The sequence below is a fragment of the Kineococcus rugosus genome (assembly GCF_050871975.1).
In the GTDB taxonomy this organism is placed as follows: Bacteria; Actinomycetota; Actinomycetes; order Actinomycetales; family Kineococcaceae; genus Kineococcus.
Map to the genome: position 1 here is coordinate 15166 of NZ_JBJLSJ010000032.1, position 19777 is coordinate 34942.

27 protein-coding genes and 1 pseudogene are annotated in these 19777 nt (G+C 75.7%); 8 read left to right on the plus strand and 20 right to left on the minus strand.

From position 1 onward, the window contains the following. Positions 1 to 51: 51 nt before the first annotated feature. The 6 genes from ACRYM6_RS17320 to rpmB all read right to left on the minus strand — a co-directional run bounded on the left by ACRYM6_RS17320 (position 52) and on the right by rpmB (position 1944). Complete coding sequence (locus tag ACRYM6_RS17320; RefSeq protein WP_432544126.1) at positions 52 to 372, minus strand: hypothetical protein; 321 nt, start codon at positions 370 to 372, stop codon at positions 52 to 54. A gap of 234 nt (positions 373 to 606) precedes the next feature. Next, complete coding sequence (locus ACRYM6_RS17325) at positions 607 to 1086, minus strand: GNAT family N-acetyltransferase (protein ID WP_432544127.1); 480 nt, start codon at positions 1084 to 1086, stop codon at positions 607 to 609. A 16-nt stretch (positions 1087 to 1102) separates the two neighbouring features. Further along, the gene (locus ACRYM6_RS17330; RefSeq protein ID WP_432544128.1) at positions 1103 to 1225 is read right to left on the minus strand and encodes a ribosomal protein bL36; all 123 of its coding nucleotides are present in this window, start codon (positions 1223 to 1225) and stop codon (positions 1103 to 1105) included. Between the two features lie 10 nt (positions 1226 to 1235). Continuing rightward, on the minus strand, positions 1236 to 1541 hold the full coding sequence (rpsN, locus tag ACRYM6_RS17335) for a 30S ribosomal protein S14 (RefSeq protein ID WP_432544129.1): 306 nt from the start codon (positions 1539 to 1541) through the stop codon (positions 1236 to 1238). After that, the gene (gene rpmG / locus ACRYM6_RS17340; RefSeq protein ID WP_432544130.1) at positions 1541 to 1708 is read right to left on the minus strand and encodes a 50S ribosomal protein L33; all 168 of its coding nucleotides are present in this window, start codon (positions 1706 to 1708) and stop codon (positions 1541 to 1543) included. The genes rpsN and rpmG overlap by 1 nt, the downstream gene beginning before the upstream one ends. Further along, positions 1708 to 1944 carry a 50S ribosomal protein L28 gene (gene rpmB, locus ACRYM6_RS17345; RefSeq protein WP_432544131.1) on the minus strand — a complete coding sequence of 79 codons (237 nt, stop codon included), beginning with the start codon at positions 1942 to 1944 and terminating at the stop codon, positions 1708 to 1710. The genes rpmG and rpmB overlap by 1 nt, the downstream gene beginning before the upstream one ends. 87 nt (positions 1945 to 2031) lie before the next feature. On the opposite strand from rpmB, the gene ACRYM6_RS17350 reads away from it, so the two are divergent. From ACRYM6_RS17350 to ACRYM6_RS17365, 4 genes and pseudogenes are all read left to right on the plus strand, one after another. Beyond that, a complete protein-coding gene (locus ACRYM6_RS17350) occupies positions 2032 to 2289 on the plus strand; it encodes a type B 50S ribosomal protein L31 (protein WP_432544132.1) in 258 nt (85 codons plus the stop codon). A gap of 222 nt (positions 2290 to 2511) precedes the next feature. Continuing rightward, positions 2512 to 3369 (plus strand): annotated as a pseudogene (locus ACRYM6_RS17355) (ABC transporter ATP-binding protein); the annotation flags it as partial. Beyond that, complete coding sequence (locus tag ACRYM6_RS17360; protein WP_432544133.1) at positions 3366 to 4127, plus strand: ABC transporter permease; 762 nt, start codon at positions 3366 to 3368, stop codon at positions 4125 to 4127. The pseudogene ACRYM6_RS17355 and the gene ACRYM6_RS17360, both read left to right, overlap by 4 nt. Positions 4128 to 4168: 41 nt before the next feature. After that, positions 4169 to 4723 (plus strand): GNAT family N-acetyltransferase, encoded by a 555-nt coding sequence (locus ACRYM6_RS17365; protein WP_432544134.1) that lies wholly within the window; start codon positions 4169 to 4171, stop codon positions 4721 to 4723. Here ACRYM6_RS17365 and ACRYM6_RS17370 read toward each other — a convergent pair. After that, entirely contained in the window at positions 4710 to 5333 is a 624-nt protein-coding gene (locus ACRYM6_RS17370) for a helix-turn-helix domain-containing protein (protein WP_432544135.1), read from the minus strand. The two genes, ACRYM6_RS17365 and ACRYM6_RS17370, sit on opposite strands and share 14 nt — an antisense overlap. 77 nt (positions 5334 to 5410) lie before the next feature. Between ACRYM6_RS17370 and ACRYM6_RS17375 the strand changes: the two genes are divergently transcribed. The 3 genes from ACRYM6_RS17375 to ACRYM6_RS17385 all read left to right on the plus strand — a co-directional run bounded on the left by ACRYM6_RS17375 (position 5411) and on the right by ACRYM6_RS17385 (position 8116). Continuing rightward, a complete protein-coding gene (locus tag ACRYM6_RS17375; RefSeq protein ID WP_432544136.1) occupies positions 5411 to 6385 on the plus strand; it encodes an FAD-dependent oxidoreductase in 975 nt (324 codons plus the stop codon). Positions 6386 to 6453: 68 nt separating this feature from the next. Further along, positions 6454 to 7656 (plus strand): glycoside hydrolase family 15, encoded by a 1203-nt coding sequence (locus tag ACRYM6_RS17380; protein ID WP_432544137.1) that lies wholly within the window; start codon positions 6454 to 6456, stop codon positions 7654 to 7656. Positions 7657 to 7912: 256 nt separating this feature from the next. Further along, the gene (locus ACRYM6_RS17385; RefSeq protein WP_106211855.1) at positions 7913 to 8116 is read left to right on the plus strand and encodes a cold-shock protein; all 204 of its coding nucleotides are present in this window, start codon (positions 7913 to 7915) and stop codon (positions 8114 to 8116) included. A gap of 79 nt (positions 8117 to 8195) precedes the next feature. Here the strand turns inward: ACRYM6_RS17385 and ACRYM6_RS17390 are convergent, their stop codons facing one another. From ACRYM6_RS17390 to ACRYM6_RS17415, 6 genes are read right to left on the minus strand one after another with little or no spacing between them, the layout of a single operon-like run. Continuing rightward, the gene (locus tag ACRYM6_RS17390; RefSeq protein ID WP_432544138.1) at positions 8196 to 8954 is read right to left on the minus strand and encodes an ABC transporter permease; all 759 of its coding nucleotides are present in this window, start codon (positions 8952 to 8954) and stop codon (positions 8196 to 8198) included. Continuing rightward, a complete protein-coding gene (locus ACRYM6_RS17395; RefSeq protein WP_432544139.1) occupies positions 8951 to 10543 on the minus strand; it encodes a transporter in 1593 nt (530 codons plus the stop codon). Before ACRYM6_RS17395 ends, ACRYM6_RS17390 begins: the two co-directional genes overlap by 4 nt. Next, positions 10540 to 11334: an ABC transporter ATP-binding protein gene (locus tag ACRYM6_RS17400; RefSeq protein ID WP_432544140.1), complete on the minus strand. Its 795-nt coding sequence runs from the start codon at positions 11332 to 11334 to the stop codon at positions 10540 to 10542. Before ACRYM6_RS17400 ends, ACRYM6_RS17395 begins: the two co-directional genes overlap by 4 nt. After that, a complete protein-coding gene (locus ACRYM6_RS17405; protein WP_432544141.1) occupies positions 11289 to 11879 on the minus strand; it encodes a GNAT family N-acetyltransferase in 591 nt (196 codons plus the stop codon). Before ACRYM6_RS17405 ends, ACRYM6_RS17400 begins: the two co-directional genes overlap by 46 nt. Before the next feature lie 20 nt (positions 11880 to 11899). Next, the gene (locus tag ACRYM6_RS17410; protein ID WP_432544142.1) at positions 11900 to 13474 is read right to left on the minus strand and encodes a CYTH and CHAD domain-containing protein; all 1575 of its coding nucleotides are present in this window, start codon (positions 13472 to 13474) and stop codon (positions 11900 to 11902) included. Positions 13475 to 13522: 48 nt separating this feature from the next. Beyond that, positions 13523 to 14197 carry a class I SAM-dependent methyltransferase gene (locus ACRYM6_RS17415; protein WP_432544143.1) on the minus strand — a complete coding sequence of 225 codons (675 nt, stop codon included), beginning with the start codon at positions 14195 to 14197 and terminating at the stop codon, positions 13523 to 13525. Between the two features lie 129 nt (positions 14198 to 14326). Here ACRYM6_RS17415 and ACRYM6_RS17420 point away from each other — a divergent pair, with 129 nt between their 5' ends. Next, complete coding sequence (locus ACRYM6_RS17420) at positions 14327 to 14593, plus strand: hypothetical protein (RefSeq protein WP_432544144.1); 267 nt, start codon at positions 14327 to 14329, stop codon at positions 14591 to 14593. A gap of 3 nt (positions 14594 to 14596) precedes the next feature. Here ACRYM6_RS17420 and nhaA read toward each other — a convergent pair whose 3' ends face one another. From nhaA to ppk2, 7 genes are all read right to left on the minus strand, one after another. Then, on the minus strand, positions 14597 to 15901 hold the full coding sequence (nhaA, locus tag ACRYM6_RS17425) for a Na+/H+ antiporter NhaA (protein WP_432544145.1): 1305 nt from the start codon (positions 15899 to 15901) through the stop codon (positions 14597 to 14599). 82 nt (positions 15902 to 15983) lie between these two features. Next, a complete protein-coding gene (locus ACRYM6_RS17430) occupies positions 15984 to 16355 on the minus strand; it encodes a fluoride efflux transporter FluC (RefSeq protein WP_432544146.1) in 372 nt (123 codons plus the stop codon). After that, positions 16352 to 16777, minus strand: coding sequence for a fluoride efflux transporter FluC (locus tag ACRYM6_RS17435; RefSeq protein ID WP_432544147.1), 426 nt, complete (start codon positions 16775 to 16777; stop codon positions 16352 to 16354). Before ACRYM6_RS17435 ends, ACRYM6_RS17430 begins: the two co-directional genes overlap by 4 nt. 75 nt (positions 16778 to 16852) lie before the next feature. After that, entirely contained in the window at positions 16853 to 17158 is a 306-nt protein-coding gene (locus ACRYM6_RS17440) for a DUF3349 domain-containing protein (RefSeq protein ID WP_432544148.1), read from the minus strand. Positions 17159 to 17169: 11 nt separating this feature from the next. After that, the gene (locus ACRYM6_RS17445; RefSeq protein ID WP_432544149.1) at positions 17170 to 17469 is read right to left on the minus strand and encodes a hypothetical protein; all 300 of its coding nucleotides are present in this window, start codon (positions 17467 to 17469) and stop codon (positions 17170 to 17172) included. Between the two features lie 10 nt (positions 17470 to 17479). Then, entirely contained in the window at positions 17480 to 18697 is a 1218-nt protein-coding gene (locus ACRYM6_RS17450) for an inorganic phosphate transporter (protein WP_432544150.1), read from the minus strand. Between the two features lie 107 nt (positions 18698 to 18804). After that, positions 18805 to 19707: a polyphosphate kinase 2 gene (ppk2, locus tag ACRYM6_RS17455; RefSeq protein ID WP_432544151.1), complete on the minus strand. Its 903-nt coding sequence runs from the start codon at positions 19705 to 19707 to the stop codon at positions 18805 to 18807. Positions 19708 to 19777: the final 70 nt, after the last annotated feature.

Consider the following 19777-nt stretch of genomic DNA (forward strand, 5'->3'; position numbering starts at 1 on the left):
CCTTCCTACCGGCCGGGGCGGGGTCCGGCACCTCGCGGCCGGTCAGCCCGGTCAGGCAGGTGCGAGGTCGACCTCGACGGCGGCGCCGTCGAGGAACTCACCCACCGCTCCACCTCCGACGAGCCCGACACCGACGGGACGCAGGGGTTCACCGTGCACGTTGTCACCGGCGCCGCGGACCCGTTCTGGATCGGACCGGACGTGCTGGAACTGCCGGACGCCGGGCCGCCCGTGCTGCACCCGCTGCACCCACTGCTCACCCAGCTCGACGAGGACCTCGGCGAGCGCCTCAACGCGGGGGCCCGCGGCACCGACCGCGCCGAGCACCACGCCCTGGTGACCGAGCGCCTCACGGGTTTCGTCGCGGCGCACGGGACGGCCCGGGACCCGGGCGAGCACGCCCGGCGCCTGGCGGCCTGCTGCCGAACGTGCTGCCGCACGCGGTGGGGTCGGCCGCCTCCTTCGACCTGCCGGGGTGGAACGGGTGCACGCTCACCGACGACGCGCCGGACGTGGTGTTCATCCTGGCGGCGAACTCCCCAGTCGAGCTGGGGATCGGGCGGGGAGTCGGTGCCGCACCCGCCGACGGCGACGTTCCCCCACGTGTCAGCGCTGCCCTGAGGTCAGCGCCTTCGCGAACCACAGCTGGGCGTGCGGGTTGTCGTTGTAGGGCTCGACCTCGACGAACCCCGCGGACCGGTACAGGCCGAGCGCGGCGGTCAGTTCGCCGTGGGTGTCGAGCACGACCCGGGCGGCGCCGCGGGCCCGGGCCCAGTCCTCGCACCAGGTCAGCAACCGCCGGCCGAGACCCAGACCGCGGGCGCGGCCGGTGACGTAGAGGCGCTTGACCTCGACGGACCCGTCGGCCAGTTCCCGCACCCCGACGCAGCCCAGGGGTTCGCCGTCGCGGACGGCGACGACGAACGACCCGCCGGGCGGCACCAGGTCCACGAGGTCGCCCGGCGGCGCGCCGTCCTCGTCCGCGGGCAGGTCGGCGATCCGGGAGGCCTCCGCCCAGAACGCCGAACGCAGGAACCGCCCGGCGTCCCCGCCGGGCGGTTCCTCCTGCAACCTCACGCCGTCCACGCGGCCATGGTGCCGCTCAGCCCTGGCGGGCCTTCCACCGGGGGTTGCGCTTGTTGACGACGAACACCTTGCCGTGCCGCCGGACGACGATGGAACCGTCCTTCTGCTTCAGCGACCTCAGCGACTTGACGACCTTCACGACGCGCTCCTCACCAGCTGGACTTCGTGACGCCGGGCAGTTCCCCGGCGTGGGCCATCTGGCGCACCTTCACGCGCGAGAGGCCGAACTTGCGCAGGTAGCCGCGGGGGCGGCCGTCGGCGGCGTCGCGGTTGCGCAGCCGGGTGGGGCTGGCGTCGCGCGGCAGCTTCTGCAGCGCGAGCTGGGCCGCGGCGCGGTCGTCGGCGCTCAGCGCCGGGTCCACGGCCCGGCGCTTGAGGTCGGCGCGGCGCTCGGCCCAGCGCTCGACGACGACGCGGCGCTGCTCGTTCTTGGCGATCTTCGACTTCTTGGCCATCAGCGCTCTTCCCGGAAGTCGACGTGCTTGCGGGCGACCGGGTCGAACTTGCGGATCACCATGCGGTCGGGGTCGTTGCGGCGGTTCTTGCGGGTCACGTAGGTGTACCCGGTCCCCGCGGTCGACCGCAGCTTGATCACCGGACGGACGTCGGCGGACTTCGCCATCAGATGCTTTCCCCTCGTGCTCGGATCCGGGCCACCACGGACTCGATGCCCTGGCGGTCGATGGTCTTGATGCCCCGCGCCGACACGGTCAGGGTGACCGTGCGCCCCAGCGAGGGCACGAAGTACTTCTTGCGCTGGAGGTTGGGGTCCCAGCGCCGGCTGGTCCGGCGGTGCGAGTGCGAGACGGACTTCCCGAACCCGGGTTCGGACCCCGTCACCTGGCATCGAGCCGACACGTTCTCTCCTCGTGGTCGTCGGACGGTCTGTGCAACACTAGCGCCAACGATAATCATTCCTGACAACCACACGACGAGGAGCCCCGCGTGCAGCCCGACATCCACCCCGCCTACGGCGACGTCGTCTTCCGCGACAAGTCCGCCGGCACCGCGTTCCTCTCCCGGTCGACGCTGGCCTCCCGCGCCGGCCTGCCGACGATCGAGTGGGAGGACGGGCGCACCTACCCCCTCGTCGACGTCGACGTCTCCGCCGCCAGCCACCCCTTCTGGACCGGCACCAGCCGCGTCCTGGACACCGAGGGCCGCGTCGAGAAGTTCCGCCGCCGCTACGCGAAGAAGGACTGACCGGCCCCCCGAACGCGCGGAGCACGGCCCGGGCCCCTCCGAGGGGCCTCGACCGGCCCGGGCCGTGCTCCGCGCCCCACCCCTCTTGCGCCCCCGCCCGGCAGCACCCAGGGTGGGACGCGCGACGACGAGGGACGCGGAGGAGACGTGGACGCACACCCCGTGGTCGAGGTCGACCACGTCACCCGCACCTTCGGCCCCGTCACCGCCCTGGACGACGTGAGCCTGCGCGTGCGCCCCGGGGAGGCCGTCGGCGTCCTGGGACCCAACGGCGCCGGGAAGTCGACGCTGCTCTCGCTGCTCGCCGGCCTGCGCCGCCCCGACCGCGGGACCGTCCGCGTCGGCGGCGGCGACCCCCGCGAACCCCGCACCCGCGCCCGCCTCGGCGTCACCCCGCAGGCCACCGGCCTGCCGCAGACCCTCAAGGTCGGCGAGGTCGTCGACTTCGTCGCCGGCCACCACCGCGACCCCCTCCCGCGCGCGGACGTCCTCGCCCGGTTCGACCTCACCGACCTCGCCGGCCGCCAGTGCGGCGGCCTGTCCGGCGGCCAGCAGCGCCGCGTCGCGGTCGCGCTCGCGTTCGTCGGCCGCCCCGACGTCGTCCTCCTCGACGAACCCACCACCGGGCTCGACGTCCCCGCCCGGCTCGCGCTGTGGGAGGCCGTGCGGGGTTTCGTCGCCGACGGCGGGACCCTCCTGCTGACCTCGCACCACCTGGAGGAGGTCGAGGCGCTCGCGAGCCGCGTCGTCGTCGTCGACCACGGCCGCGTCATCGCCGAGGGCACCGTCGAGGAGGTCCGGGGCCGGACCCGGGTGCGGCGGGTCCGGTTCGGCGCCGACGACCTGCCCGCCGGGCTCACCCGCGACGCCGACGTCCTCGTCGCCGGGACCGCCGGCCGCTGGGAACTCCTCGTCCCCGACGCCGACGCGTTCGTGCGCGACCTCGTCCGCGCCGACGTCGGTTTCCGCGACCTGGAGGTCTCGACCGCCTCGCTGGAGGAGGCGTTCCTGGCCCTCACCGCCCACGGCACCGCGCCCGGCACCGCGCCCGGCACCGCGCCCGAGGGGGTGCGCGCGTGAGCACCGCCGCCGGGGCCGCCCGGCTCACCCTGCTGCACACCAGGTACCAGGTCCTGGAGACCCTGCGCGTGCCCGTCGTCGTCGTCAGCACCGCGGTGTTCCCCGCCCTGATCCTCGTCGTGTTCGTCGTCCCGCAGGCCGGGGGCATGAGCCCGGTCCAGGCCACCGCGGCCACCGCGCAGCTCGCCGTGTTCTCCGCCATGAGCGTCTCGCTGTTCACCCACGGCGCCGGCATCGCCGAGGACCGCGCCCTGCCGTGGGACACCCATCTGCGGACGCTGCCCGTCGGCGCCGCGCCGCGCTTCGTCGCCCGCGTCGTCATGGGCGCGTTCTTCACCCTCGTCGGGCTCGTCCCCCTCGTGCTCCTGGCCACCCTGCTCACCGACGCGACCATCACCGTCGGCGGTTTCCTCACCGGCCTGCTCGCCCTGCTCGCCGCCGGGGTCCCGCTGCTCGCGCTCGGCCTCGCGCTGGGGTACTCGATGCCGGCCAAGGCGGCCCTCGCCCTGGCCCAGGTGCTGCTGCTGCCGCTGGCGTTCGCGGGCGGGCTGTTCCTGCCGCCGGAGGCCATGCCGGGGTGGCTGGAGGCGATCTCGGTGTGGACGCCGACGCGGGCCGGGCGCGACCTCGTCATCGGCGCCGCGACGGGCCTGGACGTGGGGACCCGGCTGGTGACCGTCCTGGCCGGCTGGACCGCCGTGTTCGGCGCCGTCGCGGTGTGGGCGATCCGGCGCGACCAGGGCCGCCGGTTCCGCTGAGCCCCGCAGGCCCCCGGTGACCCCCGTGCCAGGGTGGGCGGGTGAACCCCGAGGAACTGGTCCGCACCGAACGGCTCGTCCTGACCCGGCCCGTCCCCGCCGACCTCGACGACGTCTTCGCGCTGTACTCCGACCCGGGCGTGTGGGAGCACCTGCCCAGCGGCCGGCACACCGACCCCGCCACGACCCGGCGGCTGCTCGACCACGTCGAGGCGGGCTGGGAGGCGATGGGCCTGGGCAGCTGGGTCGTCCGCGACCACGACGGCGGCCTCGTCGGCACCGGCGGCTGCGACCTGCGGCTGGGGCTGGCGTGGAACCTGGGGTACCGGCTGGCGCGGGACCGCTGGGGCCGGGGGCTGGCGCAGGAGGTCGTGCGGGCCGCGCTGGCCGCCGCGGCGCGGGTCCGGCCCGACGTCGCCGTCACCGCCTACCTGCTGGAGCACAACGCGCGGTCGCGGGCCGCCGCCGAACGCGCCGGGCTGGACCTGGTGTGGCGCGGGCCCGACGCCGGGAACCCCGACCCGGCCGCCGTCCGGCTGCTCTACGCCGACCGGCCGCTGAGCGCGATCGTGGTGCGCGAGCTCACCGCGACCTGACCCCCTTCGGCCGGGCGCGGACGTGCATCCGCTCACCCTGCCGCCCGAACAGCACCAGGCACTCGGTGACGACCGTGCCGCGGTTGCTGACCCGGTGCGGCAGCCGGGTGTCGAACTCGGCGGCCTCCCCCGCGGCGATCTCGAAGTCGTCCGCGCCCAGCCGCAGGCGCAACCGCCCCGACATGACGTACACCCACTCGTACCCCTCGTGGACGTTCTGCTCGTCGGACTCCTCCCCCGCCCCCGGTTCCAGGACCAGCTTGTAGGCGCGCAACCCGCCGGGCACCGCCGACAGCGGGACGAAGGTCGCGCCCGGCCCGCCGGACCGGGCGCGGGCCGGTCGCCGGGTGGGCGGGCGGTCGGGGTGGACGAGCTCGTCCAGCCCCACCCCGAAGTGCCCGGCCAGCGGGAGCAGGAGTTCCAGGGTCGCCTTGCGGCCCCCCGACTCCAGCCGCGACAACGTGCTCACCGAGATCCCCGTCGCCGCGCCCACCTCGGCCAGGGTCGCCCCCGCGGCGGTGCGCAACCGGCGCAACCTCGGCCCGACCGCGGCGATGGCCCCGGCCACGTCCCCGGCGGCGTGCCCGGCGGTGTCCTGCGTGGCGTCCACCCCCGCAGACAACCCCACGGTTGCCGTTCCGGCAACACCGCTGGCCCGGCCGGACCCGCGCCGCCGAAACTCCCGGCATGAGCGAGAACCAGTCCTTCGACGCCGCCGTGGTCGGGGGCGGGGCCGCCGGCCTCGCCGCCGCCGTCGCCCTCCTGCGCGCCCGCCGCACCGTCGTCGTGCTCGACGCCGGGAACCCGCGCAACGCCCCCGCGCACGGGGTCCACAACTTCCTCACCCGCGACGGCGTCGAACCCCTCGAACTCCAGCGCCTGGGCGCCGAGGAGGTCCGCCGCTACGGCGGGACCGTGCGCACCACCACCGCCACCGGCGCCACCCGCACCGGCACCGGGTTCACCGTGGAAACCCCCGACGGGCCGGTCGGCGCCCGGCGGCTGGTCGTCGCGACCGGCCTCGTCGACGACCTCCCGCCGATCCCCGGGCTGCGCGAGCGCTGGGGGAACGACGTCGTCCACTGCCCCTACTGCCACGGGTACGAGGTCGCCGGGCAGCCGCTCGGGGTCCTCGGCCTCAGCGGCCTGTCCGGCCACCAGGCGTGGTTGTTCCGGCAGTGGAGCGAGGACGTCACCTACTTCACCCACACCGGCCCGGAGCTGGACGCGGGACGGCGCGAGGAACTCCTCGCCCGCGGCGTCCGCATCGTCGACGGCGAGGTCGTCGAGGTCGTGACGGAGGGCGGCGCCCTGGCCGGGGTGCGGCTGGCCGACGGCACCGTCGTCGCCCGCCGGGCCCTGGTGGTCGGCGTCCCCCTCCGGGTCCACTCCCCCGTCCTGGACGCGCTCGGTCTGGCCCGCGAACCCGTCGTCATGGGCGGTTTCGCGGTGGGCGAACGCTACCCGTCCGGCGTCGGCGGGGCGACGACCGTGCCCGGGCTCCACCTGGCGGGCAACGTGACCGACCCGCAGGCGCAGGTCGTCACCGCCGCCGGGGCGGGGTTGATGGCCGGGGCCGCCGTGAACGCCGACCTGATCGCCGAGGAGACCGCCGCGGCGGTGGCGCGGTACCGGCTCACCCCCGCCGGGACCCCCGCCTGACCCGAAACCTCCCCGGCCCGCGCGGGGCCGGGTTACGGTCGAGGAGACGTCGGACGGGGAGGTGCGGGGTGCGTCGGCGCTGGGTGCTGCTGGCCGGGGGCACGGCCCTGCTGGGCGCCCCCGTGGCCGGGACGGCCCTGGTGGCCGACCGCACCGAGGCCGCCCCCGTGCCGCGCCTGCTGTCCGGGCCCGACTGGTACACCCCCGACCCGGCGGCCGAGGCGGCGTGGCTCGCAGGGGGCACCGTCCCCGGCGACGGCGGCCCGCACGGCGACATGGTCCGGCGGGCCCTGCTGGACCTGCGGGCCCTCAGCCGCGCCAACGGCGCCGTCTCCGCCGGGCCCGCCCCCTCCTGGAACCACGCCTGGCCGCGCGACTCCGCCTTCGCGGCGGTCGCGCTGGCCCGCACCGGCCACCTCGACGACGCCGTGCGGGTCCTGCGGTTCCTGGCCTCCGTGATGCTGCCCGACGGCGGGTTCGAGGCTCGCTACCTCCTCGACGGCAGCGGGCCCCCCGACGACCGCCGCCGCCAGGACGACGGCGCCGGCTGGGCGCTGTGGGCGTTGCGCGCCGTCCTGGACGGCCCCGGCGGCCACGCCCGCGCCGAGGAGCTGCGCGACCTGCTGGAGGGCACCCTCGGCTTCACCCTCGAGCGCACCGGCTCCGGCCGGCGGCTGCCCGTCCCCTCCCCGGACTACTGGGAACGCCGCGAGGCGAGCCTGACGCTGGGAGCCGTGGCGCCGCTGCTGGCGGGGCTGGACGCGGCCGCCGCCGTGCTGTCCCGCCTGCGCGAGCGGACCCGGGCCCGGGAGGTGTCCGCGGCCGCCGGCCGCCTGGCCGAACTCGTCCACGACCGGTTCGGCCCGGCCGGGTACCCCCGCTACGCGCAGAACCCCGACGCGGGCGTCGACGCGGCCACCGCGTTCCTGCTGCCCCCGTTCACCGCCCGCGCGCGCCCCGCCGTCCTGGCCGCGTTCGACGCCTACCAGGAGCGGGCCCGCCGTCCCGCCGGGGGTTTGGCCCCCGGCGCCGGGTGGCGGCGCGACGGGGTGTCCTGGACGCCGCAGACGGCGCTCGCGGCGTGGGTGTCCGCGCAGGTCGGCCGGGACGGGGAGGCGCACGCCCGGCTGGACTGGTTGAACGTGCACCGGACCGGCTGGGGCAGCATCCCCGAGAAGGTCCTCGCCGACGGTTCCCCGGCGGGCCCCGCCCCGCTGGGCTGGTCCGCCGCCTGCGCCGTCCTGGCCGTCGACACGCTCGAGCGCGGGTGAGGGCGGGACCGCCGCGCGGCACCGGGGACGCTGCCGGGCAGGCGATCGGGGACCGTGGAGGTCTTGCGCACAGTTGCAGTTTGCGTGTTAGCTTCCCCACGGCTGCAGGTCACGGCAGCTCCTCGATCGTTCTGAACGCCCGCGGAGTGTGTTGCGGGCGTCGCGCGGGCCGGGAACGGTCCAGCGTGGCGTTCCACTCAGCCCGAGTCCCGTAGACGCGCGGGGCTTGACCGACTGGAAACGTGTTGGAGAAAGCATGGCTCAGGGCACCGTCAAGTGGTTCAACGCCGAGAAGGGCTACGGGTTCATCGAACAGGACGGCGGCGGCCCCGACGTCTTCGTGCACTACTCCGCCATCGGCGGCAACGGCTACCGCTCGCTGGAGGAGAACCAGCGCGTGGAGTTCGAGGTGACGCAGGGCCAGAAGGGCCCGCAGGCCGAGCAGGTCGTCGCGCTCTGAGCTCGTGAGCCGCTGAGCTCGTGGACCACCGGAGGACCCTCGCCCGCGGGCGGGGGTCCTCCGTCGTTCGTGAACGGTTTCACGAACTCCCGCGGGAGGGTTTCACCCGCACCCGCCGCCCCAGGCCGGCCGTCACGACCACCGCCGCGATCGTCTCCGCGGCCAGGAGCCCGGCGAGCACGAGCAGCTGCACCCGCGCCGCCTCCCACGGCGTCGCGCCGCCCAGCAGCAACCCCACGAACGCCCCCGGCAACGTCACCAGCCCCACCGTCCGGGTCTGGTCCAGCGCCGGCGCCAGCGCCCGCGACGCCGCGGTCCGGCCCAGCGGCGCCACCGCCCGCGCCGGCCGCGCCCCGATCGCCAGCCACCCCTCGACCTGGTCCCAGCCGCTGTCGACGTCGTCGAGCATCCGCCGCCCGGCCAGCGTCGTCGCGCTCATGCACCCCCCGACGAGCTGCGCGGTGAACGGCACCACGTGCAGGACCCGCAGCTCCAGCGCCCCCACCGCCACGACCACGGCGGCCGCCGAGGCCGCTCCCGCCCCGATCGCCAGCGCCGTCAGCGGCCACAGCGACGCCACCCCCGGCGTCCGCAGCCGCCGCGCGGACGTCCAGGACGCCACGGCCAGGGCCGCGGCCAGGTAGAGCGGCGCCAGCGCGGGGGTGCGCAGCACCACCCCCAGGACCAGCCCCACGGCGCCGATCTGGACGACGGCGCGGGCGACGGCGGTGACGACGTCGCGGCCGTGCCGCAGGCCGCCGAGGGCGCCGGCACCGGCGGCGAGGGCCGCGAGCAGGACCACGGCCAGCGCGGCGGGCCCCAGCGCGGACCAGCTCACGACGAGCCGACCCGGGCCAGCACCTCCGGTCCCCTGCGGTCCAGGACGGCGCCGCCCTGGACGACGCCCAGCCACGGGAGCAGCACGGCGCCGGCCGCGCCGAGCGCGAGGGCGATCCAGCCGGCCCAGGCGGGCCCCAGGACCGCGACGACGGCGGGCACGAGCGCCGGCACGGCCAGGGCGGTGGTGACGGCGGAGGTCCCGAGCTGGACGGCGACGGTGGCCGCGGAGGCGCCCCGGGGCGACTGGAAGGGGTTCGCGCCGGGAGCGGGGGCCGGGTAGGGCACCAGGGCGCTGGCGACGGACGACACGGCCAGCGCGGCGCCGAACAGGGCCAGGGTCGCGCCGAGGACGGCGGGCAGCAGGTCGGGGCGCCCGGCGAGCAGCGACCCGCCCACGGCGGCGACGAGCAGGACCGGCACCTGCCACACGACGGCGGCCAGGACGCGCCCGGCGCGGTCGTCGCGACCGCGCAGCCCGGTGGCCAGGTGCAGGGCGAACGCGGAGTGGTCGTAGGCGACGTCGTTGTGCAGCGACCAGCCCGTGACGAACGCGAGGGCGGGGCCGGTGAGCAGCGGCCAGGCACCGGCGCCGCCGCCCTGCGCCAGCGGCAGCACGACCAGCAGCAGGGGGACGACGAGCAGGGACGCGGCGCTCATCAGGTACCGGGGGTCACGGCGCCAGTAGCGGGTGCAGCGGACGGCGACGGCGACGGCGGGGGTGGGCGGCAGCCGGTCCAGCAGCGGGTGGTGGCGCTCGTCGGCGCGGGCGGAGGCGACGGCGTGCGCCGACGGTCCCGTCCCGGCCGGGCCGAGCGCGGCGGACCAGGCGGCCAGCACGAGGGCCAGGACGGCGACGGCCAGGGCGAGCCGCAGCGCGGCGCGGGCCCACTGCCCGCCGGCGGCGTCGGCGGCCGCGGCGAACGCGAACCCCGGCGGGGTCCACCCGGCGACGGCGGCGGCGTCGCGGGCGAGGTCGACCAGGCCCTGCCCGGCGCGGGCGGCGACGACGTTCAGCAGCGGGCCCGCCGACACCAGCAGCAGGCCCCCGGCGATCACGAGGGCGTCGCGGGTGCGGCGGCGGCGCAGCAGGGACGCCGCGGCGGTGGTGGTGGCGCGGGACGCGGCGACGGCGGTGAGGACGGCCACGGCGAGCGCGGGGACGGCGAAGAGCGCGGCGGGCAGGCTGCGGGAGAACGTGACGACGGACGCGGCGCCGAGCAGGGCGGTCGCGGTGCCGGGCAGGCCGAGGAGACCGGCGAGCAGCAGGCCGGGCACGAGGCGGCGGCGGCGGACGCCGAGGGTGGCGAACCGGGCGGGGTCGAGGGTCTCGTCGACGCCGAACGCGACGAGCGGCAGCAGCGCCCAGCCGAGGACGGCGAGCGCCCCGAGACCGACGACGACGGGCCGGGCGACGTCGAGGGCGGAGAACCGCAGCGCGACCAGTCCCCCGCCGAGGGTCACGACGAGGCCCGCGGCCCAGACGGCCCCGAGGACGAACGCGACGACCTGCCAGGGGCTGCGGCGGAAGCCGTTGCGCAGCAGCGTCAGCCGCAGGCGGGCGAAGGTGGCGAGGGAGGGGTCGTTCACCGCAGCCAGTCCAGGGTGCCGGAGACGTCGCGGGTGCCGCCGACGAGGTCGACGAAACGTTCCTCCAGGGAACCCGGCCCGCGGACGTCGGCGAGCTCCCCGGCGGCCAGGACGTGACCGCCGGCGATGACGGCGACGTGGCTGCACAGCCGCTCGACGAGGTCCATCACGTGGCTGGACAGGACGACGGTCCCGCCGCCGCGCACGTACCCCTCCAGGATGGCGCGGATGGTGGCGCCGCTGACGGGGTCGACGGCCTCGAAGGGTTCGTCGAGGACGAGGACGCGGGGGGCGTGGACGAGGGCGCAGGCCAGCGCGACCTTCTTCGTCATGCCGGCGGAGTAGTCGACGACGAGGGTGCTCGCGGCGTCGGCCAGGCCGAGGGCGTCGAGGAGTTCACCGGTGCGTCCCTCCACGACGTCGCGGGGCATCCCGCGCAGCAGCCCGGAGTAGCGGACGAGCTCGCGGCCGGAGAGGCGGTCGAACAACCGCACGCCGTCGGGCAGGACGCCGAGCAGGCGCTTGGCGCCGACGGGGTCGGCCCACACGTCGGCCCCGGCGACCCACGCGCGCCCGGCGTCGGGGCGCAGCAACCCGGTGGCCATGGACAGGGTGGTCGTCTTCCCGGCGCCGTTGGGGCCGACGACGCCGTAGAACGACCCGGCGGGCACGTCGAGGTCGAGGTGGTCGACGGCGACCTTCGGGCCGAAGCGCTTGACGAGCCCGCGCAGGGCGAGCGCGGCCGTCACCGGGCGAGCCGGTGGCGCAGCCCGTTGCGGACGGCGGGCCACTCGGTGTCGAGGACGGAGAACACGACGGTGTCGCGCAGCGTGCCGTCGGGCATGACGGTGTCGTTGCGCAGCACGCCGTCCTGCTTGGCGCCCAGGCGGGCGATCGCGGTGCGGGACTGGTGGTTGTGCCAGTGGGTGCGGAACTCGACCGCGACGCAGCGCAGGACCTCGAACGCGCGGGTCAGCAGGAGGAGCTTGGCCTCGGCGTTGATCCCGGTGCGCTGGGCGCCGGGGGCCAGGAACGTCGACCCGACCTCCAGCTTGCGGTCGCCGGGGCGGACGTTCATGTAGGTGGTGGCCCCGCACAGCGCGCCGGTGTCGAGGCGGCGGATCGCCCAGGGGGCCATGACGCCCTGCCGCTGCAGCCCGAGCCGGCGCTCGATCTCGGCCTCGACGGCGTCGGGCGCGGGGATCCGCGTGTACCAGGTGCGGTGCAGGTCGCCCTCGGCGACGACGGCGCGCAGTTCGCCGGCGTGGTGGTGGGCGAGCGGCTCCAGCGCCACTCGCTCACCGGTCAGGGGCACGGGGTCGGCGAACTCGCTCACCCCGCGACCCTACCCACGGCTCACTTCAGGAAGCGGCGCAGCTTCTTGCGGTTCGCGGCGTCCCAGGCGGTCTCGACGTCGTGGAACGCGACGGCGGAACGGACCTCCTCGAGGGCGTGCAGGCGGCCGAGGACGAACGCGCCGGAACCGGCCCCGGCGACGAGGCCGGCGAGGAACTCGCGGGTCACGACGGTGTCGGCGTGCTCGTCGAGCAGGTCGAGCAGTTCCTTGAGGACGTCGACGTACTCCTCGGCGTCCTCGCCGACCCGGGGGGCGACGACGGCGGCGGCGTCGCGGGCGACGGCGACGGCGGTCCGCAGCCGGGCCAGGGCCGCGGCGTCCTCGGCGGTGGCCTTCTCGACGTCGTGGTCGATCTCGACGTCGACGTCGAGGTCGACGTCGCGGTAGGCGTCGCGGGCGGCGCGGTGGGCCTCGGCGACGAGCGGCAGCAGCGCCTTGCGCGCCTCGCGGCGGGCGGCCTTGACGGTGGGCGGGTCGGCGACGAACGCCTCGAGGGCGGCGACGAGGTCGCGGTAGCGCTGGGAGTCCAACGCCTCCAGGACGGTGGCGTGGGCGGCGGTGGCGCGGTCGACGAGGGTGGCGCGGACGGTCTCGGCGACGACGGCGGGGTCGCCGGTGCCGCTGCCGGCGGTGTGCCCGGCGGCTTCCTCGTCGAGGTCCTCGAGCAGCTTGTCGGCGAGTACGTCGAGGTCGCGGGAGGGGCGGGTGACGTCGGCGATCCAGGTCAGCTCGGCGCGCAGCGGCTCGGTGGCGCCCTCGGTGAACAGCGGCGCGAACGTCGTGAGCACGTTGTGCAGGCGGCGGGCCGCGACGCGCAGGGAGCGGACGGCGTCGGGGGCGTCGATGCGGGCCAGCGGGTCCTGGGACAGCAGCCAGCCGACGTCCTGGGCGAGGCGGCCCAGGACGAGGGCGCCGGCGCTGTCGTCGGCGGACACGGCGTCGAGACCGTCCTCGTCGTCGGGGCCGTCGAGGACGGTGCGCAGCTGCGCGGTGCGGTCGGACTCCTCGGCGCCGAGGGCCTCCCAGGTGTCGGTGACGGCGTCGAGCAGGTCGCGGCGGCCGTCGACGACCTCGACCTGCCACTCCCCCCAGGTCTGCGCGGAGGAGTCCTCCGGGACCAGGGCGCGGGCCTGGACCTGGCGGGTGGTCAGCCGGGCGACGACGGAGCCGTCGGCGTCGAGCAGGTCGCGCTGGGAGGCGGTGGTGGTCAGCGCGAGCACGGGGCCGAGCGAGCGGCCGCGGGCCGCGGCCCAGGTGAGGCGCTGGAGCGCGGCGGGGGCGGTGCGGACGGCGCGGCCGAGGGCGTGGCGGACCTCGTGGGTGCGGGGGCCGCGGCCGGGCAGTTCCAGGACCCAGCCGCGCGGGGCGGGGCTGGTGCGCTCGGCGGTCTGCCGGCGCACGGACACCCCGGCGGCCGCGAGCGCGAGGTCGCTGGTGTCGTAGTGCGTCTCCTCGCTGGTCACCTCGACGGTGGCGCCGACGTCGGCGACGCCGGGCAGGTCCGCGCCGCCGGGCGCGGACCCGCTGGTCGGCGCGAGGTACGTGCGGGTGAGGGCCAGGCGAGGCGTCGGCATGGGCCCAGGAATACCACGAGTCGCTGAACGATCACGCATCCTCGCAGGTCAGGGGCGGTGCGCGGGCCGGCGGTCGAGTCGCAGGACCCCGTCGACCCAGACGCCGGTGGAGCCGTCGTCGAAGGTGGTGGTGCGCTCGGTCAGGGCGCTGCGGGCCACGGTCCACTCCTGCTCGGGCAGGGCCAGCGCGGCCCGCAGCTCCTCGGGGGTGGGCAGGTCGACGACGGCGTCGGGGAAGCCGTCGGCCGCGAAGGGGCCGAGCTGCTCGGGGCGGGAGACGTGGCCGAGGACGAGCAGGGAGCCGCCGGGGGCGACGACTCCGGCGGCGCGGCGCAGGACGGCGACCCGGTCGAGGAAGGCGTAGGAGTGCAGGAAGGACGCGGTGACGAGGTCGTACCGCCCGGCGGGCAGGGAGACGCCGAGGTCGTGCCGCTCGAAGGTGGCCCGGTCGGCCAGGCCGGCGTCGGCGGCGTGCGCGCGGGCGCGCTCGACGGCGGTGTCGGAGACGTCGGCGCCGGTGGCGCGCCAGCCGTGGGCGGCGAGGTGCAGGACGTCCCCGCCCTCCCCGCAGCCGAGGTCCAGGGCGGTGCCGGGGGTGAGGTCGGCGACGGCGTCGACGAGCGCGGCGTTGGGGTGCCCGCTCCAGACGTGCCCGTCGCGGGCGGCGTACACCCCCTCCCAGAGTTCACGGGCGTCGCGGGCGGTGGGGTCGAAGAGGGCCATGCCCCGATCCTGGGGACCGGCTCGCCGGCCGTCGACCTCCCTTGCCGTCCTGGCAAGACGCCCCCGGTGACGGGCGGGTGACGCGGATCGCGTTGAGGGGCGGGACGACCACGCGTACACTAACCGTTCATGCACGAACGATCGTCGTCCGACCCGGCCCGCACCCCCCGCAACCTGCGTCGGCCGACGTCGAAGAACAAGTTCGTCGACCTGTTCCTCGACGCCGTGTTCAGCTTCACCGGCCCGGCGCAGGTCTCCCACGAGGAGGGCCCCCAGCGCGGGCCGCGCACCGACGAGGAGGCCCGCGCGGGGTACGCGCAGTGGGAGCGCGTCACCCGCGGCGGGCACAGCTACCTCGTGGAGCGCCCCGCGGGGACCCCGCCCGCCGACTCCTGAGCCTCAGCGCTCGTAGACGTCGGGGATGCCGTTCCCGTCGGCGTCGACGCCCTCCTCCTCCTCGATCCGGCGGTACACGCGGTTGCGGCGCGCCAGCACGACCGCGGCCAGGACCGCCGAGAGGAACGAGCCCACGAGGACGCCGAGGGTGACGTGCTCACCCGCCTCGGTGCCCTCGCCGAAGGCGAGGGACCCGATGAGCAGCGACACCGTGAACCCCATCCCCGCGAGCATCGACATGCCGAGCACGTCGACCCAGCGCAGGTTCTCGTCGAGCTCGGCCCTCGTCAGCTTCGCCACCAGCCAGGTGGTGCCGACGATGCCGATCGGCTTGCCGAGCACGAGGCCGGCGATGACGCCGAGCGCGACGGAGTCCTGCATCGCGGAGGTGAAGCCGGACACGCCGCCGATCGCGACACCGGCGGAGAACAGCGCGAAGACGGGGACCGCGAAACCCGTCGAGAGCGGGCGCCAGCGGTGCTCGAAGTGCTCCGAGAGCCCCGGCCCGGCCTCGGGGCCGCCGTTCTTCTCGCTGCGCAGCACCGGGACGACCAGCCCGAGCAGCACCCCGGCGACGGTGGCGTGGATGCCGGAGGCGTGCACCAGCGCCCACGTCGCGACCGCCAGCGGCAGCAGCAGCCACCACGAGCGGATGCGGCGCTGGACGGCGACGGTGAACGCGGCGAGGGTCAGCAGGGCCAGCAGCAGCGGCGTCCAGTGGACCTGGTCGGTGTAGAAGACCGCGATGACGGTGATGCCGAGCAGGTCGTCGACGACGGCCAGGGTCAGCAGGAACGTCCGCAGCGCCGACGGCAGGTGGGACCCGACGACGGCGAGGATGCCCAGGGCGAAGGCGATGTCGGTGGCGGTGGGGGTGGCCCAGCCGACGAGGGCCCCCTCGGGCGCGTCGGGGTGCAGGACGTTCACCAGCACGAACAGCAGCGCCGGGACGGCCATGCCGCCGACGGCCGCGGCGATCGGCAGCGCCGCCGCGCGGGGGCTGCGCAGGTCCCCGGCGACGAACTCCTTCTTCAGCTCCAGGCCGGTGACGAAGAAGAAGATCGCGAGCAGGCCGTCGGCGGCCCAGTGCTCGATGGACAGGTCCAGGTGCAGCGAGGCCGGGCCGAGGTGGAACTGCCGCACGTCCTCGTAGCTGCCGCCGGGCAGGTTCGCCCACACGAGGGCGATGACGGTGAAGACCAGCAGCAGCAGCCCGCCGGTGGTCTCCTGCCGCAGCACGTCGGCGATGCGGCGGGCCTCGGTCCAGGAACCGCGGGAGAAGAGGGGGCGCTGGGGGGTGGAGGGCACGGGGGCCTGCTTCCGGGGTCGACGGGAGGTGGGATCCCTGACGGGACCGCCGACCAGACTTCCCGGCACACCGCGGTCCAGCCTACCCGAGCACCGCCAGACCCAGCCCGAGCGCGGCGGCGACCACGGTGGCCGCGAGGTTCACCAGCACGTTCCCCGCCGCGAGCCACCACTGGCGCTCCCGCGCCAGCCGCACGGTGTCGGCCATCACGGTGCTGAACGTGGTGAACCCGCCGCAGAACCCGACGCCGAGGACGAGGAGCCAGCGCCGGTCGGCGCCGTCGAGGACGAGACCGGTGAGGAACCCCAGCAGCAGCGAGCCCAGGACGTTGACGAGCAGGGTGCCCCAGGGGAACCGGGAGGGCCAGCGGTCGCGGACGGCCCCGTCGAGCCCGAACCGCGCCGCGGCGCCCGCTCCCCCGGCGAGCGCCAGGAGCACGGTCGTGGTCGTCACCGCGACCTGCGGGCGGTGAGGCGGGCGGTGAGGGCGCCGAGCGCGACCCCGGCCGCGGCGGCGAGCAGCCCGGCGGTCAGGGAGGTGGCGGCGTGGGCCAGGGCGGTGGCGGGGGCGCCGGTGCTGACGAGCCGGTCGAGCTCGACGGCGAAGCTCGACCAGGTGGTGAGGCCGCCGCAGAAGCCGGTCCCGAGCCCGAGCCGCCACCGCAGGGCGGCGGGGGTCTCCGGGCCGCGGCGCGCGAGGGCCTCCAGCAGCAGGCCCAGCACGAAGGAGCCGGCGACGTTCACGGCGAGGGTGGCGGCGGGGAACCCGCCGGGGGCGGGCAGGGCCTGCGAGACGAGGTGGCGCAGCAGCGTGCCGGCGGCACCGCCGGCCGCGACGAGCAGCACCAGCCGGGGGTCGCGGTGCGGAACCGTCACCGCGACACCCTCCCACGACGGCCGGGGGCCGCGGTCCGGACGTGGACCGCGACCCCCGGTGGTGCCGGTGGTGGGTCAGGAGGGGCGGTCGGCCAGCGGCCAGCCCCCCGCGGCGAGGTGGGAGGAGACGCGGGCGATGTCCGCCTCGGACGGTTCGTCGAGCGTCGCCTGCTCCACGAGCCGCTCGACGTCGGCGACGGTGATGACCTCGCCCTGGCGGGCCAGGCCGGCGATCTCGGCCGCGATCTCGTGGACCTCGGTGTCGGTCAGCTTGCGCCGCAGCAGGCCCAGCAGCGCGACGTAGTCCTGCCGGGGCACCCCGCCGGGGTACCCGGCGCGCAGCCAGTCGACGACGCGGCCGGCGAGGGTGGTGGAGGGCATGGGTGCTCCCGTCACTTGTCCACGAGGGTCGGGTAGACGTGCTCGAAGCTCAGCGCCTTGCCGAACCCGCCGGCGACGATGAAGGCGATGCCGAGGGCGACGGCCGCGACGACGACCGCGAAGCAGATGACGGCCAGGACCTTCCCGACCGGGCGGCCGGGCGCGTGGCTGTCCTCGGCGTCGCCGCCGGCGCCGAGGGCCATCGCGCGGACCCCGGCGGAGAACAGCACGGGCAGCCCGGCGCCGAGGACGAGGGCGGCGAGCAGGATCTTCCAGAGGGCTTCGCCGACGAGGACCAGGTTCTGGGTCACGGTGTCCCCCTCAGACCGCGGCCGGGGTGCGCTGCGCACCCTCGGTCGCGTCCCACTCGTCGTTGACGTTGCCGGCGTGCACCGGGTTCTTGCGGGAGTGGCGCAGCACCAGCACCGTGAACGCCAGCAGCGCGAGGCTGATGACGAGGGCGCCGAGGACGCCGCCGCCGAGGGTGTGGCCGACCCACCACGTCAGGGCCCCGACGAGACCGGCGGCCGGGATGGTCGTCACCCAGGCGACGACCATGCGGCCGGCGACCCTCCAGCGCACGGTCGCGCCGGGTTTGCCCAGCCCGGCCCCCAGGACCGACCCGGTGGTGACGTGGGTGGTGGACAGGGCGAAGCCCATGTGGCTGGAGATGAGGATGACGGCGCCGGAGGAGGTCTCGGCGGCCATGCCCTGCGGCGGGGTGATCTCGATGAGGCCCTTGCCGAGGGTGCGGATGATGCGCCAGCCGCCGAGGTAGGTGCCGGAGGCGATCGCCACGGCGCAGGCGGCCTTCACCCAGAACGGGACGGACCCGGTGTCGGTCCAGTGCCCGGAGGCGATGAGGCCGAGGGTGATGACGCCCATCGTCTTCTGCGCGTCGTTGGTGCCGTGGGCCAGGGAGACGAGGGAGGCCGAGCCGATCTGGCCCCAGCGGAAACCCTGGTCGGTGAACCGCTGCGCGACCCCGGAGACGACCTTGTGGACGAGCCAGGTGCCGACGGTCGCGACGAGGCAGGCCAGGACGGGTGAGGCGAGCGCGGGGACGATGACCTTCCCCACGACCCCGTCGATCTTGCTGCCGTCACCGTTCCAGTTCACCCCGGCCCAGCCGAGACCGGCCACGGTGGCGCCGATGAGGCCGCCGAACAGGGCGTGCGAGGAGCTGGAGGGCAGGCCGACGAGCCAGGTCAGCAGGTTCCAGGCGATGGCCCCGACGAGGCCGGCCAGGACGATGAGCAGCAGGGCGGACCCGCCGCCGTCGAGCAGTTCGGGTCTGGGTGAGCCGTCGGAGTTCTGGATCTTGACGACGGCGTTGGTGACGGTGAGGGCGACCTCGACGGACAGGAACGCGCCGACGAGGTTGAGGATGCCGGAGAGCGCGACGGCCGTCTTGGGCTTGAGCGCGCCGGTGGCGATGGACGTGGCCATCGCGTTCGCGGTGTCGTGGAAGCCGTTGGTGAAGTCGAACGAGAGTGCGACCACCACGACGAGCACGAGGATGACGGTTGCTGTCTCCACGAGGTCCCAGGCTGCCCCCGCCGCCGGGTGACCGACAGCGGGGGGAGCCGTTCCGCGGCAGTGTTCACCGCGAGTTCACCGGAGCGCGGGAACTCGGCCCGGGCGGTTCAGCCGACGGGCGCGGTCTCCGGCCGGCGGTCGGCCTCCAGGATCGTCCGGGCGTGCACGACGAGCAGCGGGTCGGGCTGCCCGACGACGTCGGCGTCCTTGTCGGTGTAGTCGAACCGGGCCAGGACGTGGCGCATGGCGGCCAGCCGGGCGCGCTTCTTGTCGTTCGTCTTGACGACCGTCCAGGGCGCGAACGCGGTGTCGGTCTTCTCGAACATCGCCTCCTTGGCCGCGGTGTAGTCGTCCCACCGGTCCAGGCTGGCCAGGTCCATCGGCGACAGCTTCCACTGCCGGACGGGGTCGATCTGCCGGATGAGGAACCGGGTGCGCTGCTCGGCGCGGGTCACCGAGAACCAGAACTTGACCAGGTGGATGCCGTCGTCGGTGAGCATCTGCTCGAACAGCGGGACCTGGCTGATGAAGCGGTCGTACTCGGCGGGGGTCGCGAAGCCCATGACCCGCTCCACGCCGGCGCGGTTGTACCAGGACCGGTCGAACAGCACGAACTCCCCGGCGGCGGGCAGGTGCTGCACGTAGCGCTGGAAGAACCACTGGGTGGACTCGCGCTCGCTGGGCTTCTCCAGCGCCACGACGCGGGCCCCGCGCGGGTTGAGGTGCTCCATGAAGCGCTTGATGGTGCCGCCCTTGCCGGCCGCGTCGCGGCCCTCGCACAGCACGACCAGGCGTTCGCCGGACTCCTTCAGCCAGCGCTGGAGCTTGAGCAGCTCGATCTGCAGGAGCCGCTTCTCGTGCTCGTAGGCCGCGCGGCTGAGCCGCTCGTCGTAGGGGTAGTCCTCGCGCCAGGTGTCGGCCGCGCGCCCGTCGGCGAACAGGAGCTCGGGGTCGTCCTCGTCGTCCCGCACGGACATGCCCAGGTCGGGGTTCAGCTGCACGGGGGGCATGGAACCCCCGGCTCCCCGTCCCGGGAGGTCCCCGGAGTGACCGTGCGGTGAACACCACCTGAACAGGAAC